The sequence below is a fragment of the Verrucomicrobiia bacterium genome, from assembly GCA_036268055.1.
In the GTDB taxonomy this organism is placed as follows: Bacteria; Verrucomicrobiota; Verrucomicrobiia; order Limisphaerales; family Pedosphaeraceae; genus DATAUW01.
In genome coordinates, this window is sequence record DATAUW010000009.1 from 62,621 (window position 1) to 78,829 (window position 16,209).

Here is a 16,209-nt window from a genome sequence, read left to right on the forward strand (position 1 = left end):
CGGAACGGCGCCGACGGGTTGCCATTGGCTTTCCGTTGCTCCAAAACCATAAAATAATGACCGGTTATCCTATTCAAAATTCGCCAATTTGCGGGGATAATGTTATATATTGAACAATGTCCTTTTTATCGTCGCAGCCGCTCCTTTGAGTTGCCCGCTCCTTTTTTAAAAATTTCACAGGTTTTAACAAATTAAGTTGTGCCATACCAGTAAGGATAGAATCGTATCGGTAGCAGAAATTATGATGGTGTCTCATTTGAATCTCCGTGATTTGACGGCTCGTTTCCGCCAAATATTTTCGCGCAAGAAGTTGCCCCTCTTTTTCCGATTGCCAGCGCTCTGTCTCCTGTGTTTTTTGTTTGTTCCAATTCAAGGTCATGGGCAAAGTCTCACGAGCGGCCTGGTCAGTCAATGGGTGGGTGACGATTATGTATCAGGCAATAACTGGACGGACCGAATCAAGGGAACGGTCGCGGCGGCGGACGGATCACCGGCGCCCCTCGCGGTGGCGAATGCCTTCGGGACGCATCGCGGAGTTACGCGCAGTTCCGGCACGACTGGCAACGGCGGATTCAGCATTCCGGCGACCAATGCGCCCACTGGACTTTTTAATTATACCATCGCGGTGACCTTTGAAGCGTCGGCAGCGGGGCCAACCACCAGCAGCGCGTATTACAATTCGCAAATTATTTTCGGTTACGACATCAGTGGCACGGGACAACCGGATTGGGGAATTTCCTGGGGCGGCAGCGGCGTTCGCATCGGCGAGGGAATCTACGCGGGCATCGGTCGCTCTAGTGGCGATTCAGGGTTGCAATCCAGTTCTTCGCCACTGGCTTTGAACACGTGCCATACGGCGGTGATGCAGGTCAACGGCGTTGCCGGGACGATGACTTTATATGTGGATGGAATTCAAACCGGCCAATTTACCAGTCTCACCATCATCGCGCCTACGAACAGTAATGGAACAAAAATGATTCCCCTTATCAGCACTGTGAACGCTGCGATTGGTAATGCGTTTCCGGGCTCGCTGGCCGAAGTGCGGGTTTATAACAACGCGACCGTTGATGGAGTCGCCTTGTGCAATTATCTGCAAAATCTTTATCAAGGGATTGCGCCGATCAGTTTGGCGGCGAACCCGGCGATTGTTGCCGCCGGCGGCACGGTCAATGTGCAGGTGTCCATTCCCGCAGTGGCCAGCCAGAGCGGACCGTTCACTGTTACGTTGACCTCGGACGAAACTTCCGTGGTGGCGAGTACGAATGTTGTCTTCGCAACCGGAGTTACTAATACAACTATTGCACTGCCCGTTATTGGCGTGGGCACGGCGAATATTACGGGCACGGGCATGGGAGTTCCTACGTCTTCTTCACTGGCGATCAGCGGATTGCCGACGGCTACGCTGGTTCCGGTGGCGTGGTTCCGGGCGGATAGGATCACGGGCGTCTCAAGCGGGGCTGCGCTCGCTTCGTGGACCGACGTCAGCGGCAATGGTTACAACGCGACGCAGGCGACGACGGCGCAAGATCCGAGTTATGTGACCAATGCCATGAACGGCTCGCCTGTCGTACGCTTCAATTCCGCGAACAGCACGCATCTCGCCTTCACGCGTCCGGTGCAGGATGACTACACGATCATTTGCGCTTTTCAGAGCACGCAGGGGCTCAGTTCCGGCACGCTGTTTTACCAAGGCGCGGGCTTGGTGAACGGCGAGGTCGGCGGGGTGGTGGATGATTTTGGCACGTGTCTCTTTGCGGATGGTTCCATCTGCGCGGGCACGGGCAATCCCGATGTGGCTGTGACGTCGGGCGGCGGATACAACGACGGCAAGCCGCATGTCATGACTTTCACGAGGCAACGCTCATCGGGCATTGGATCGCTTTATGTGGATGGAGTTTTGATCGGCACTTCGGCGGGCAATTCTGATTCTTTGACGGCGCCGGCGCAACTCGTCCTGGGCGCGCAGCAGACGCTGGGTAATTTTTTGTCGGGTGACATCGGCGAAGTCCAAATTTATAACACCGTTTTGACGGCGACTAACCGCCAGTCCGCAGAGACCACGCTGTTTCAAAAATATAATATTCCGCCGCCGGTTCCGACGGGACTTTTTCTCCAGGTGCAGAATGGTGAACTGGTGTTGAATTGGACGGCTTCGAGCGGCACGACGGCTTATCATGTCAAACGCTCCACGACTCTCGGTAATTACGCTATCATTGCGACCAATACCACGACCTCTTTCACTGATACCACAGCTTCGCCGACGAATACTTATTATTACGTCGTGTCCGCAATTAGTGGTACGGGCGAAAGCGCGGATTCAACTCCGGTTAGCACCGATTCCATCCAGAGCACGAGCGAACCGCTTGGACCTTCGAGTCGCACGACGCCGATTGCGATTTCGGAAATCATGTACAAACCCGCGCCGCGCACGGACGGGAAAAATCTCGAATACATCGAAATCTATAATTCGAATCCGTGGTATCACGACATCGGCGGCTACACCCTCACCTGCGCGGATATGAGTTATCAATTTCCGGTGGGCACTACGATCGGTTCCAATAGTTTCATGGTCGTTGCCGCCGCGCCGGCGGACATCACGAGCGTGTATGGCATCACGAATGTGATGGGGCCGTACACGGGCAGTTTGAAGAAAACCGAAACGCTTCAACTGATTGACGAACACGGGGCGATTTTATTGACCGTGCCGTATTCAAATACCGCGCCGTGGCCCATCGGCACGGACGGAACGGGGCATTCGCTGGTGCTTTCAAGTCCCACTTATGGCGAAGGCGATCCACGCGCCTGGGGTGCAAGCGTGCTCGCGGGCGGTTCACCGGGAACGGTGGAAAGACTTTCGGCAAATCTGTTTGGGCGGGTCGTGATCAATGAAGTTCTGGCTCATTCGGAGAATCTCAGCATTCCCCGATATATCGAACTTTACAATCACAGCGGGCAAAGCAACGACATCTCCGGTTGCATTGTCACGGACGATACTCAATCGAACAAATGCGTTTTACCGGCAGGCACGGCATTGGCCGCCGGAGGTTTCATGACATTGAACGAAACTCAACTTGGCTTTCAGTTAAATGGCGCGAGCGGCACACTTTATTTTATGAGTTCGGATGGCAGCCGATTGCTGGATGCAGTTCAATATACGGCCACGTCCGATGGCGTCTCTTATGGCCGCTGGCCGGATGGCGCGAATGATTTTTATAATTTGTCGGCGCGCACTCCCGGCACGAATAATGGTAATATTTTGATCGGTGACATCGTCATTAACGAATTGATGTACGACCCGATCAGCGGCAACGACGATGATCAATACATCGAACTCTATAATAAAGGTGTCAGCGCGATTAATTTGACCGGCTGGCAATTCACTTCCGGCATCACGTTTACATTTCCGGCAGTCACAATCGCTCCGAATGGGTATCTCGTCGTGGCACGCAACTTGACGAACTTGTTTGCCAGATATACGAACCTTACATCAGACAACACTGTCGGCAATTACTCCGGCAAACTTTCTCACAGCGGTGAGTTACTCGTTCTTTCGATGCCGCAAACGCTCAATGGCAACACGGCCATTCTTGTGCCCGAAGATCAAGTCACCTACGGCACCGGCGGTCGCTGGGGCGAATGGGCACACGCGGGCGGCAGCAGTCTCGAGTTGATTGATCCGCATGCGAACCATCGGCTGGCGGCTAATTGGGCGGACAGTGATGAAACGCAAAAATCTTCGTGGACGAATATCGAAAACACCGCCGTGCTCGATAACGGATTTAATTACAGTTCATCCATCGGCTATGCGCAGGTTGCGACGCTGGATGTGGGCGAGTGCCTGATTGACAATGTGGAAGTGGACGATACGAACGGGGTTAATTATGTGTCCACGCCGGACTTTGAAAACGGCCTGGGAAATTGGAATCTGCAAGGCGATCACATCCGGTCGAGTTTGGAAAATTCTGGCTACCAGAGCAGTCACTCGCTGCACATCCGCAATAGTGACCGCTATTACAATGGCGACAATTCCTGCCAGGTTTCCCTGAATGCGAATTCGCTGGCGGGCGGGCAAAGAGCGACGCTGCGGTTCAAGGCGCGCTGGCTTCGCGGCTGGCCGGAAGCAATTTTGCGGCTCAACGGCGGCTGGCTCGAAGCAACCGGTCCCCTGCCCGTTCCGACCAATCTCGGCACGCCTGGCGTGGCCAACAGCCACGCAGTCACCAACGCCGGTCCGGCAATTTATAATGTGACTCATTTTCCGCCGGTGCCGGCGCCCAATCAGCCCGCGGTTGTGACCGCATACGTGCATGACCCCGACGGAATAAAAAATCTCGTGCTCAATTATCGAATTGATCCATCGCCAACTTACACTTCTGTGGCGATGAATGACGCCGGGACCAACGGCGATGCCGTGGCCGGTGATGGAGTTTTCAGCGCGACGATTCCCGGGCAAGCGGCCAATACGATGGTCGCATTTTATATTTCCGCCACGGACAGCAACACCACCGCGAGCCGCTTTCCCGCTTTGCTTGCGGATAATTCGCCCACGCGCGAATGTCTGGTGATGTTCGGCGACGGCAATCCCGGCGGGAGTTTCAGCGTTTATCATTTGTGGCTTACGCAAGCCAATCTCACCCGCTGGGCCAATCTCGGCAATTTGAGCAACGAAGGCATTGACGCCACGATGGTCAACGGAACGCGGGTCATCTACAACGCCCAGGCCCATTTCGCCGGCAGCCCGGTTCATCAATATTACGACACCGCCAATGGTACGTTGTGCAGTTACAAATGGATTTTCAACGACGACGATAAATTTCTCGGCGCGACGTCGTTCAACAAAATCCATTATCCCGGCAACACCGCCAACGATCCCACGATTCAGCGCGAGCAACTCGCCAATACATTTTTGCGCGCGCTCGGAGTGCCGTGGTTGAATCGCCGTTACGTCGCCGTCTATGTGAACGGCACGCGCCGCGGCGCTTTGATGGAGGATGCCCAAACTCCCGATGGCGATATGGTGGACGAATATTATCCGAATGATGCCGACGGGTATCTTTACAAGGTCGCGCGCTATTTTGAATTCGCGCCGTTCGCCTCGGGATATGCGCAGCCCGACGCATTGGAAGCGGAGGCGATGCTCGTGCCTTACACGACGACCGGCGGCGCTAAAAAACTGGCGCGCTACCGTTGGAACTTTGAAAACCGGCGCACGGCTGATTCGGTGAACGACGATACAAATTTATTTTCACTCGTTGACGCCGCCAACAACCCGAACTCGCCGAACTATGTGCACAATCTGGAAAACCTGGCGGACATGGAAAATTGGATGCGCGTTTTCGCCGCCAATCATGCCGCTGGCAACTGGGATTGTTTTGGATCGCAGAGCGGACAGAATCTGTACGCGTACGTCGGCGCGGCCACCCAGAAATGGTCGCTGATGATGTTTGATTTCAATATCGGTCTGGGCATTGATGGCAGTTTTCCGCCCGGCCAGGATCTGTTCGTGCATCTGGCGGACAGTGGACTTTCCGCCATGTATTCGGAGCCGACTTTTGTGCGCATGTATTGGCGGGCGTTGGGCGAACTCGTGACCAACGGGCCGCTGAATCTTGCCAATAGCATTCCGCTTCTCAACGCCAAGTATGCCGCGTTCACCGCGAACGGCCTGGATGTCGAAGACCCTAACCTAAACCTTATTCCGTTCATGGATCAGGCGGCTCCGAATGTTGCTGCGCAGGTCGCAGCGGCGAACGCCACGAACTTCTCAGCCAATCCCAATATCACGGTAACCAACAATGTGGCTTACATCACCGGCCAGGCGCCGTTCAATGTGGATTATATTTGGATCAATGGCGTTCCCTACCCATTGAAGTGGACGACGGTCAGCAACTTTCTCATCAGCGTGCCGCTGCAAAAAGGCATCAATCAATTTAATCTGACCGGCATTGGACGGAACGGCTTGCCGATCGCCGGAGACACGAACTCCGTCAGCATTGTTTATAACACGACTAACATTTCACCGGTTGGTCAAATCGTGATCAATGAAATCATGTACGACCCGACCATCACCGGCGCTCAATATATTGAGTTATATAATAACTCGACGAATACCGCGTTTGATTTATCCGGTTGGAATATTCCGGCGTTGTCTTACATATTTCCAAGCGGTTCGATCATCGGTCCCACCAATTATCTCGTCCTTGGAGCCACTTTCGCGGACTTCGCGGGCGCTTACGGCGCGACCGTGCCGGTGTTCGATACCTTTACCGGAACTTTGCCGAGCAGTGGAACGCTGGCTCTGACTACTTCAAACAATTTGACAGTGACTGAAGTTAAATATGAAAACCGACTGCCGTGGCCAACCAATGCCGAAGGCACTGGCGCGTCACTGCAACTGATTGATTCGCATCAGGACAACTGGCGCGCCGGTAATTGGGCGGCGATTTCCACCAACCCGAACACCCCGCCAACTCCGCAATGGACATTTTTCTCGGCCACGGGAACGTCATCCTCATCGCTCATTTATATTTATCTTCAATCCGCCGGTGACGTTTACATTGACGATATCAATCTGGTGGCAGGCAGCACGCCGGCTGTGGGGCCAAACTTGCTGCCGGATGGCAATTTTGAATCCGGCTTTCCGGGGCCGTTTACGGTTTCGCCAAACTTATCGGGCTCGGCGTTGAGCACATCCATCAAGCATTCCGGCAACGCGAGTTTGCATCTCGTTTCCACCGCGCCCGGCAGCACGCAGTCCTCAGCCATTTATCAAACTATCTCTCCGGCCCTGACCGCCAACGCAACTTATACGATCAGTTTTTGGTATTTGCAAAACACCAACGGTGGCCCGCTCACAGTGCGTCTTTCCGGTTCCGGAATCGTTGCGACCGTCAATCCCGCGCCGCCGACGGGTTCGCAGATTTCAGCCACGCCTGCCGCCGCGAACAGCGTGACCGTATCGCTCGTTCCCTTCCCCACCCTGTGGATCAACGAACTTGAAGCGGACAACTTAACGGGAATCACCAATCGCGCGGGCCAGCATGTTCCGTGGCTGGAAATTTATAATCCCGGCACAAATTCCGTTTCGCTGAATGGCCTCTATCTCGCGAACAATTACACGAATCTTTTGCAATGGGCTTTCCCGACGAACGCCGTTATCAGCGCCGGCCAATTTCAAATTATTTTTGCCGACGCACAGACAAACCTTGCGACCTCGAATGAATTGCACGCAAATTGTTCGCTCACGAGCGGCTCCGGTTCTCTGGCGCTGACCAGATTGTTGAATGGGCAATCGCAGGTGCTTGACTATGTGGATTATCAGAACATTAATCCGAATGACTCTTACGGTTCACTTCCCGATGGCCAGAGTTTCAATCGCCAGGAATTCTTCCAGCCCACGCCGGGCGCGGCGAACAACGGCACGGCCACGCCGCCGCCATCGTTCATCAATTACACGACCGCTGGTTCGACGTATCTGCAAAATTTCGATTCGTTGCCCGATCCGGGAACGGCTTCGGTGAACACCGCAAATCCTGTGACGATCAATGGCGTGACTTATTCGCTGGCGAATCCGTACGATTTCGCTTTCCCGGTGGTTGCCAGCAGCGGCACGGGCGGATTGGGCATCAGCGCGCTCGCGGGTTGGTATGGTTCGGGAATGCTCTCTTCAAAATTTGGCGCGACGGATGGTGATCAAACCACCGGCGGCCAGTTGAGTTTCGGCCCTAACAGCAGCGGCTCTGGAAGAGCTTTGGGCTTGCTGGCCACCAGCACCACGGGCGGGACGGCTTTTGGCGCGCGCTTCATTAACGACACGGGCCTGACTCTGAGCCGCGTGAATATTCAGACGACAAGCGAAGTATGGCGTCAATCCAACGTCGGCAAGACCCTTCAGTGTTATTATTACGTTGATCTCACCGGAACAAATAAATTTCCAGACACGATGACGGGATTGCTGACCAATCTAAATGTCGCCATTCCCACGGTCGCGAGCGATTCGGGCGGCGTGCCAGTTGATGGAACTTTGCCGGCCAATCAGACGCCACTGAGCGCGTTGAATCAGCCGATCACTGACTGGCCGCCCGGCGCGGCGCTTTGGCTCGTGTGGCAAATGACCGACACCACTTCAAGGGGGCAAGGACTGGCGATAGACAACTTTAGTTTCTCGGCAAATGTCCCACCTCCACCCGTGCCACTTGGTGTTGAGGTTTCAGGAACCAATCTAGTCCTCAATTTTCCTGCTGCGCTCGGCCAGAATTATCAACTGGAATACACCGACGACCTGACTTCAACGAATTGGCTGCCCGTGGGAACTCCAGTCACGGGCGCGGGACAAAATCTTTCATTGACCAACGGGATTGGAAACGGCACTCACCGTTTCTATCGCCTGCGATTCGTAAACTAATTCCGGCGTGTCTCAGTGTCACCCGAAGGCCGGCGAATTCTGGTTTCCAACGGAAGCGGTTCGCCGAAATCCGGCGTGCCATCGGCATTCCAATTTATTTTTTGCGCGCGAGGTTGGCGAAATGAACCGCAGCCTTTTCCGGGGCTCGGGTTGGCGTGAAAAATAATCCAGTCTTCCGTGCCATCGGGTGATTTAAAGAATCCGCAATGCCCCGTCGCATACGCTTGCGCTTCCGGCTTCTGCGAAAATACCGGCTGCGAAGATTTCTTCCACGACCCAGCGTCCAGCAAATTGGCGTCCGCGGAGGCGGTCAACATCCCAAGGCAATAATTTTCCGTCCAACACGCGCTGGCGGAATAGATGAGAAATAATTTATCGCCGTGCTGAAGCATTTCGGGGCCTTCATTGACATTGATGTGCGGAGGATCGTTGGGATTGTGGCCTTCCACGTCGCCGACGGTTTCCCAGGGATAAGTGGGCGTGGAAACTTTTGTGCGCGGCCCTTCGATCGTCCACGGATTCTTCATCGCGGCGATGTAAATATTTTGCGTGCCGTTCGTATCGTCCTCCCAGCCCGACCAAATGGCGTAGAGCTTGCCCTGGTTCTCAAACACGGAAGCATCAATTGCCCATTTGTCCGAGGCGTCGGCCAATTTGCCTTTCATCGTCCACGAGCCCTGCAAGGGATCGCGCGATGGATTTTCCAGTATCCAGACGCGATGGCTGTGGTTGTCGAGCGAGTCGGCGGCAAAATAAATATACCATTTGCCGTCGAGGAAATGGATCTCCGGCGCCCAAATATCTTTTGAATACGGGCCACTCGCGGGAGGCGTCCACACTACTTTTTTTCGTGCGTGCACAAGGTCGGGAATGCTGCGCGTTTTCCACACCGTCAAGTTATTGCCGGTGGTGTTCATGTAATAATAGAAGCCATCCTTTTGCGCCACCCACGGGTCGGGGCCGGTTGGCAGCACCGGATTGGTGAAGGTGCGCGGGGAGAGAGGTTGGGCATGGGAGTAAACTCCGCTGCCAAACAGAACTGCGCAGCAGACGAGCGCCACTGCCGATAATTGTTTTGCCTTCAGCGTGGGCTGGTTGGTTATGGTCATAAAAATAATTTGTCCTGGATCATCTCGGGCTTGCTCGCCGTTTGATTAGCATCAATTCCAAAAATCGTCATGTAGCATAAGGAGGCCACAACGCGAATGACACGCAATCCATAGGAAATGACCCGATTTCTTGTTCTCGCCACCCGGCCGATAATCTAATCTTGATTCAATGAATCGCGCGCGCCTAAAAATTTTCCGTATCGCTGCAACGTCGCCATATTTTATTTTGGCTTTTGCTGCGGGCCGATTGCAGGCAAAGGCTTCGGTTGTGGAGACTATTAAGGTGAGCGTTTTTCCAGACACGGTTGAAGCTCGAATTACAGACGACTTCATCGGGTTTGGCTATGAAACTTCTGCTGTGGCTCAGTCCAATTACTTCAGTGCGAAGGACAGAGACCTGGTCCGCCTTTATAAAAATTTGAGTTCACACGGATTGATTCGCATTGGTGGAATCATTTCGGATCATACCCAATATATTCCCGACGGAACGTCCGTCGCACGCACGCAAACGGACTTGACCATCATCAATCAAAAGAACCTCGCCGACCTTGGCGAATTCGCGCGCGCGACTGGCTGGAAAATCATGTGGGGCCTGAATCTTGGAACTGGTTCGCGAGAGGAAGCTGTGCAGGAAGCGATCGCGGTGCGAGACGCGCTGGGTTCCAGTCTTCAGTCTTTTCAGATAGGCAACGAAGTCGAAGCTTTGAAACGCTTCGCTAAAAGTTATGAGACTTATCATGCGGCTTTTCTGGATTATAAGTCGGGCGTGCGAATGGCGCTGCCGGACGCGCCCTTTTCCGGGCCCGATTCGATTGGCAATCTGGCGTGGATCACAAATTTTGCCGCGACTGAATCTTCGGACATCAAATTACTGACGCAGCATTACTATCGAGGCGGAGCCAAAGATTCGGCGACGACATTAGAAAAACTTCTTAAGCGTGATGACGCCTGGGACGCGCGATTGGCGCGATTGCGCGCCCTTTCGCGCGAATGTGGGATCGGTTTTCGCATCAATGAAGTTAATTCGTTCTCGGGCGGAGGAAAACCGGGCGTCAGCGATACTTTCGGTTCGGCGCTTTGGTGTCTGGATTATATGTTCATCCTCGCGTCGCACGGATGCGAAGGCATCAACCTGGAAACGGACATCAATCAACTCGGTTTCATTAGTCACTACTCGCCGATTGTGCATGATGAAACGGGACATTGCAGCGTGCGGCCGGAATATTACGGCATGCTGGCTTTCGCGATGGCGGGTAAGGGTGAACTGCTGAAACTTGCGCTTGAAAAAACGGACATCAACGTCTCTGCCTATGCCACGCGCGACCGCGATGGAATGCTGTGGATAACCGTGTTGAATAAAGATTTTACTCGCGACGTAAATGCGGAAATCGCGTTGCCAGAAAATTATTCCAAGGCCGCAGCCTATCGTCTCAACGCACCTTCAATGGAGAGTAAAGATCATGTGACTCTGGCTGGCGTGGAAATTTCGGCTGACGGCACATGGACATCGCCGACTCCTGAGCCACTTGCGACGGCCAACCAAGCAGTTTATTTGTCACTTCCTCACGCGAGCGCGGTTCTCGTGCGGCTTGTCCGGCATTAAGTGGCAATGTTTCGAGGCTCGACAGTAATAATAGCGACTGCTAAATTTAATATGTTCCCGTGCCGAAAAATCCTTATGCCCATTGCGCGATTTAAGACTTCTGGTTGCGTGATTTTGTGTGCCGCATTCTTCTGGATCCATCAAGCGCGCGCGGAATGGGCGGCGGCCAAAGCACCGTTGATGACGCGCTGGGCGGCAGAGGTCAGCCCCACAAATGTTTTGCCGGAATATCCACGCCCGCAACTCGTACGTCCCGAATGGTTGAATCTTAACGGCCTTTGGAATTACGCCATCACGCCCGATTCGATGAGTAGAATGCCGGAAACAAACGGCCAAATCCTGGTGCCCTTTCCCGTCGAGTCCGCGCTGTCGGGAGTCATGAAAAAATTCGATGAGCACAGCGTGTTGTGGTATCGGCGGACGTTCACCTTGCCAAAGGCGTGGGAAGAACAGCGAGTGCGTTTGCATTTCGGCGCGGTGGATTGGGAATGCCGCGTGATGGTGAACGACCAGGAAATCGGACGGCATCGCGGCGGCTACGATGCCTTCACTTTTGACATCACTGACGCGCTGAAATGGAATGACGCCGAGGAGATTTCCATTGCGGTGACGGACCCAACCGAAGGCGATCAGCCACACGGCAAACAATCCCGAAAGCCGGAAGGAATCTTTTACACGGCGTCATCGGGCATCTGGCAAACGGTTTGGCTCGAACCCGTGCCGGAGATTTGCATTGATCAATTACAACTCACGCCACTCATCAGCGCGGCAGCGCTGAAAGTGCGCGCCGCCGTCGCAAATAGTTCGGATCAATTAGTGATTGAAGCTGTGGCGAGCGCCAACGGAGTGGAAGTCGGGCGTGTCACCAGCGGACCGAATCAGACAGCATTGCTGACTATCGCCGCGCCGCATTTGTGGTCGCCGGACGACCCGTTTCTGTATGATTTGCGCGTGACACTCAAGGATGGCGACCGCGTGCTAGACACAGTCACGAGTTATTTCGGCATGCGCGAAATCGGATTGAAAAAGGATGCTCACGGGCGAACGGCGATCGCCTTGAACGGGCGTTTTATTTTTGAGATCGGGACGCTCGACCAGGGATTCTGGCCGGACGGAAATTACACCGCGCCCACAGACAGCGCCTTGCGATACGACATTGAGTTCTTGAAAAACGTCGGTTTCAACCTGATCCGCAAACACGTCAAAGTCGAGCCTCAACGCTGGTATTATTGGTGCGATAAATTAGGCCTGCTGGTTTGGCAGGACATGCCCAGCGGCGGCAACGGTACGCCCGAAGCGCGGCAGGACTTTGAACTGGAACTGACGCATCTCATCACTGGAATGTATAACCATCCGAGCATTGTCCAATGGGTTTTATTCAATGAGGGCTGGGGGCAATACGACACCGAGCGTCTCGTGCAAGTCATCAAAACAATTGATCCGAATCGCCTGGTGGATGACGCCAGCGGCTGGACGGACATGCACACTGGCGACATGATGGACGTGCATAGTTATCCCGAACCGGTCGGCGCGGAATTGGACCCAACGCGCGCATTCGTGCTCGGCGAGTACGGCGGCATCGGCATCCGCATCACTAACCATTGCTGGGTAAGCAAATCCTGGGGATACAAAATGGTGGGCCTGGAACAATTACCCGGCTGGTATGTGCGCTTGTTGCATGAAATTTGGAACCTGCATGACAAGGTCGGCTTGAGCGCGGCCGTGTACACACAGACCACGGACATCGAGAGCGAATGCAATGGATTGATGACTTACGATCGCGCGGTGATGAAACTCAAACCCGAATTGATCCGCTCGGCCAATCTCGGCATCTTCACCAATCTCATCGCCGAACTGGGCGACAAGCTTGGAGCGGCGGATTACATTCCGGTCCAGACGACCAACCAGCAACTCTACAGCAACACTGTTAATCGCGTTATCGTTTCAGATGCCATCGTGGATCAGCCCGCGTGGCGTTACACCGTGAAACAACCCACGAGTGATTGGTCACAACCGGATTTTGACGACTCAGCCTGGATTGAAGGCGTCGCCGGTTTCGGCACGACCGGAACGCCTGGCTCAATCGTCAATACACTCTGGAAAACGAGCAACATCTGGCTTCGGCGAAAAATCATCTTGCAGGATACCGACTTGAAAAACATTAAACTGCAACTCCACCACGACGACGATGTGGAAGTTTACCTGAATGGCGTGCTGGCATTTTCGCAAAAGAGCTATTTAAAGAATTACGGCGAATTCGACATTAATCCCGAGGCGCAACGAGCGCTAAAGTCCGGCATCAATACCCTGTCGGCACACTGTCACCAGACCCGTGGCGGCCAGTTCATTGATGTCGGAATCATCAGGGCGAAATAGCTCCAGCCAAACCGCAGTTAAACGGACAGAGCATCGCACCATTCAGAAATGCGCGGATAAAGCGGGGGCGATTACTGCGTCGAGAACTTATAGACAATCGTGTTCTCGTAATTTTGCCCGGGCTTGAGTTCAACGCTTGGAAACTCGGGATGATTTGGCGAGTCGGGATAATGCTGCGGTTCCATCACTAAGGCGTCGCGGAATTTATAGACCCAGCCGCCTTTGCCGGTGATGGTGGAATCCAGAAAATTACCCGAGTAGAATTGCAAGCCCGGTTGATCCGACCAGACTTCCATCACACGCCCGGTCGTGGGCTCAGTGACCCGCGCGCACAATCCGAATTGCCCCATCGGCTTGGCGAGGATCCAGTTATGGTCGTAACCATTCCCGAATTTCAACTGTTGATCGTCCTGCCCAATACGCGCGCCAATCGCCGTCGGTATGCGGAAATCGAACGGTGTTCCCTCGACCGGACGTAATTCGCCCGTCGGAATCAGTGTGCTGTCCACCGGCGTGAATTTGTCTGCGTTGATGTAAACGACGTGATCCAGAATTTCGCCCTTGCCAGCCAAATTGAAATACGAATGGTCGGTCAAATTGCAAATCGTATCTTTGTCCGTCGTCGCGTGGAAGACGACACGGATGGCATTGTCTTCCATCAGCGTATAATCCGCCGTGACCGACAGTGTGCCCGGATAACCTTCTTCTCCATCCTTGCTCACGTACGTCAGTTTGAGTCCAGGCCCTTCAGGACTCCAATTTTCCTTCGCCTTCCAGACAACTTTATCGAAACCTTTGAGGCCGCCGTGAAGTGAGTTTGGCCCATTGTTCACCGCCAAAGTATAGTTGACTCCATCCAGCGTGAATTTGCCCTTGGCGATACGGTTGCCATAACGCCCGATCAATGCGCCAAAATAAGGGCTGTTGGTCAGGTAACCGTCAATCGTATCGTAACCCAGCACAACGTCGCCGAAATTTCCGCTCTTATCTTTTACCTTGAGCGATTGCATGATCCCGCCGTAAGTCATGATTCGCGCTTCGGTGCCGCTTTCATTGCGCAAGGTGTAAATCTCAACCGGCGTCCCATCCAAAGTTTTGCCGAAGGACGCCTTATCAATGGAACCGCCGGGTTTGTCCATCGAGGAACAGCCGGTCAACAATGCGGCGCTGAGGCCGATGGCGAGGCAAAAACTTTTTGTGCTCATCAATTCTTTCATGGTTTGTTGGGATTGGAGGTCAGTGGTTTGATTATCGCGAATTGCGTATAACAAAAGCCGAAAAGGTTTGGCTTGTCCAGTTGCGGATGCGCCAAAACTTTGAAATATTTTTTAACAACACAGTATGCGACACGTTATGACTCACGCGGCGGACATTATTCCGATCATGCTGATGCCAGCCTGCTTTAAGGTGTTCGACAAGCTTGCCCGTCCTCAAACAATTTGTCATGTAGCCATATAAGGCCACATGACTGATGAACGGGTTCTCTGCGAGTATGGCCGGCTTAGCCCCGCGATGAAGCGTACAATGATTGGCCACGCCGTGACCAACTGCTTAAATTCGGGAGTTATTGAATGCTTTAAAATTATGAAAAACAAATTAACCGCGATTTTATTCGGAGCTTTCCTCCTTGCCGGCGCGAATGTCTTCGCGCAATCACCGTGGACTCCTGAACAGGCACATGAATGGTATGGCAAACGCCCGCCGCTGGTGGGTTGCAATTTCACCCCGAGCACGGCGATCAACCAGCTTGAAATGTGGCAGGCGGATACGTTCGACCCGGTGACGATTGACCGCGAACTCGGCTGGGCGGAACAAATCGGTTTCACAAGCGTGCGGGTGTTTCTGCACAACCTTTTGTGGCAACAGGACTCGAAAGGGTTTTTGAAGCGCATGGATCGTTTTTTGGAAATCGCGCACCAGCATCATATCGGAGCGGTGTTTGTATTATTTGATTCATGCTGGGACCCGAATCCGACGCTCGGCAAACAACGCGAACCGCGCCCGTTCGTCCATAATTCCGGCTGGGTGCAAAGCCCGGGAATAGAAATGTTGGCGCATCCTGAGCGATTTGAGGAATTGAAGCCATACGTCGAGGGTGTCGTCGGACATTTCCGCAATGATCCGCGCGTGGATTTTTGGGATGTGTTCAATGAGCCGGACAACGGCAACGACACAGCGTATGGAAAAATCGAACTCACCGGCAAGAATGAGATGACACTCATCCTGCTTCAGGAAGCTTTTGCCTGGGCGCGCGAAGCGAAACCCAGCCAGCCGCTGTCTTCCGGTGTGTGGCGCGGCGATTGGGCGCAGCCCGAAAAACTTTCCCCGACGGAACGCGTGCAATTACAGAATTCGGACGTGATCACGTTTCACAATTACGGTCCGCTGGCTGGATTGGAAAAGTGTGTGGAACATCTACGCCGTTATCAGCGCCCGATTATTTGCACGGAATATATGGCGCGGCCCGTGGGCAGTCGCTTTGATCCCAATCTAAAATATATGTGCGACCAGCATGTCGGCGCTTACAACTGGGGATTTGTCTCCGGCAAAACGCAGACCATCTATCCGTGGGATTCGTGGAGCAAGACCTACACAGCAGAGCCGCCGGTGTGGTTTCACGACATCTTTCGCGCCGACGGAACGCCTTACGACCCCAAAGAGGTCAGTTACATCAAGAGCGTGACGCTGAAATAACTTTGCGAAACTCGCTGTGCGAA

The 16,209-nt window shown here is 53.7% G+C and carries 7 protein-coding genes; 4 read left to right on the top strand and 3 right to left on the bottom strand.

Annotated elements, in window-relative coordinates; all coding sequences use genetic code 11:
- Positions 1–73: 73 nt before the first annotated feature.
- A complete protein-coding gene (locus VH413_03510) occupies positions 74–379 on the bottom strand; it encodes a hypothetical protein (GenBank protein HEX3797743.1) in 306 nt (101 codons plus the stop codon).
- On the opposite strand from VH413_03510, the gene VH413_03515 reads away from it, so the two are divergent.
- Positions 356–8,404, top strand: coding sequence for a lamin tail domain-containing protein (locus tag VH413_03515; protein ID HEX3797744.1), 8,049 nt, complete (start codon positions 356–358; stop codon positions 8,402–8,404). The genes VH413_03510 and VH413_03515 overlap by 24 nt on opposite strands.
- On the opposite strand, the gene VH413_03520 is transcribed toward VH413_03515, so the two are convergent.
- On the bottom strand, positions 8,401–9,513 hold the full coding sequence (locus tag VH413_03520; GenBank protein HEX3797745.1) for a glycoside hydrolase family 43 protein: 1,113 nt from the start codon (positions 9,511–9,513) through the stop codon (positions 8,401–8,403). The genes VH413_03515 and VH413_03520 overlap by 4 nt on opposite strands.
- Positions 9,514–9,931: 418 nt before the next feature.
- Here VH413_03520 and VH413_03525 point away from each other — a divergent pair, with 418 nt between their 5' ends.
- Together VH413_03525 and VH413_03530 are read left to right on the top strand one after the other, a co-directional pair.
- Positions 9,932–11,116 carry a hypothetical protein gene (locus VH413_03525; GenBank protein ID HEX3797746.1) on the top strand — a complete coding sequence of 395 codons (1,185 nt, stop codon included), beginning with the start codon at positions 9,932–9,934 and terminating at the stop codon, positions 11,114–11,116.
- Positions 11,117–11,191: 75 nt separating this feature from the next.
- Entirely contained in the window at positions 11,192–13,492 is a 2,301-nt protein-coding gene (locus VH413_03530; GenBank protein ID HEX3797747.1) for a glycoside hydrolase family 2 TIM barrel-domain containing protein, read from the top strand.
- A 71-nt stretch (positions 13,493–13,563) separates the two neighbouring features.
- On the opposite strand, the gene VH413_03535 is transcribed toward VH413_03530, so the two are convergent.
- Positions 13,564–14,709 carry an aldose epimerase family protein gene (locus VH413_03535; protein ID HEX3797748.1) on the bottom strand — a complete coding sequence of 382 codons (1,146 nt, stop codon included), beginning with the start codon at positions 14,707–14,709 and terminating at the stop codon, positions 13,564–13,566.
- 367 nt (positions 14,710–15,076) lie between these two features.
- Here VH413_03535 and VH413_03540 point away from each other — a divergent pair, with 367 nt between their 5' ends.
- Positions 15,077–16,186 (top strand): 1,4-beta-xylanase, encoded by a 1,110-nt coding sequence (locus VH413_03540; GenBank protein ID HEX3797749.1) that lies wholly within the window; start codon positions 15,077–15,079, stop codon positions 16,184–16,186.
- Positions 16,187–16,209 lie beyond the last annotated feature (23 nt).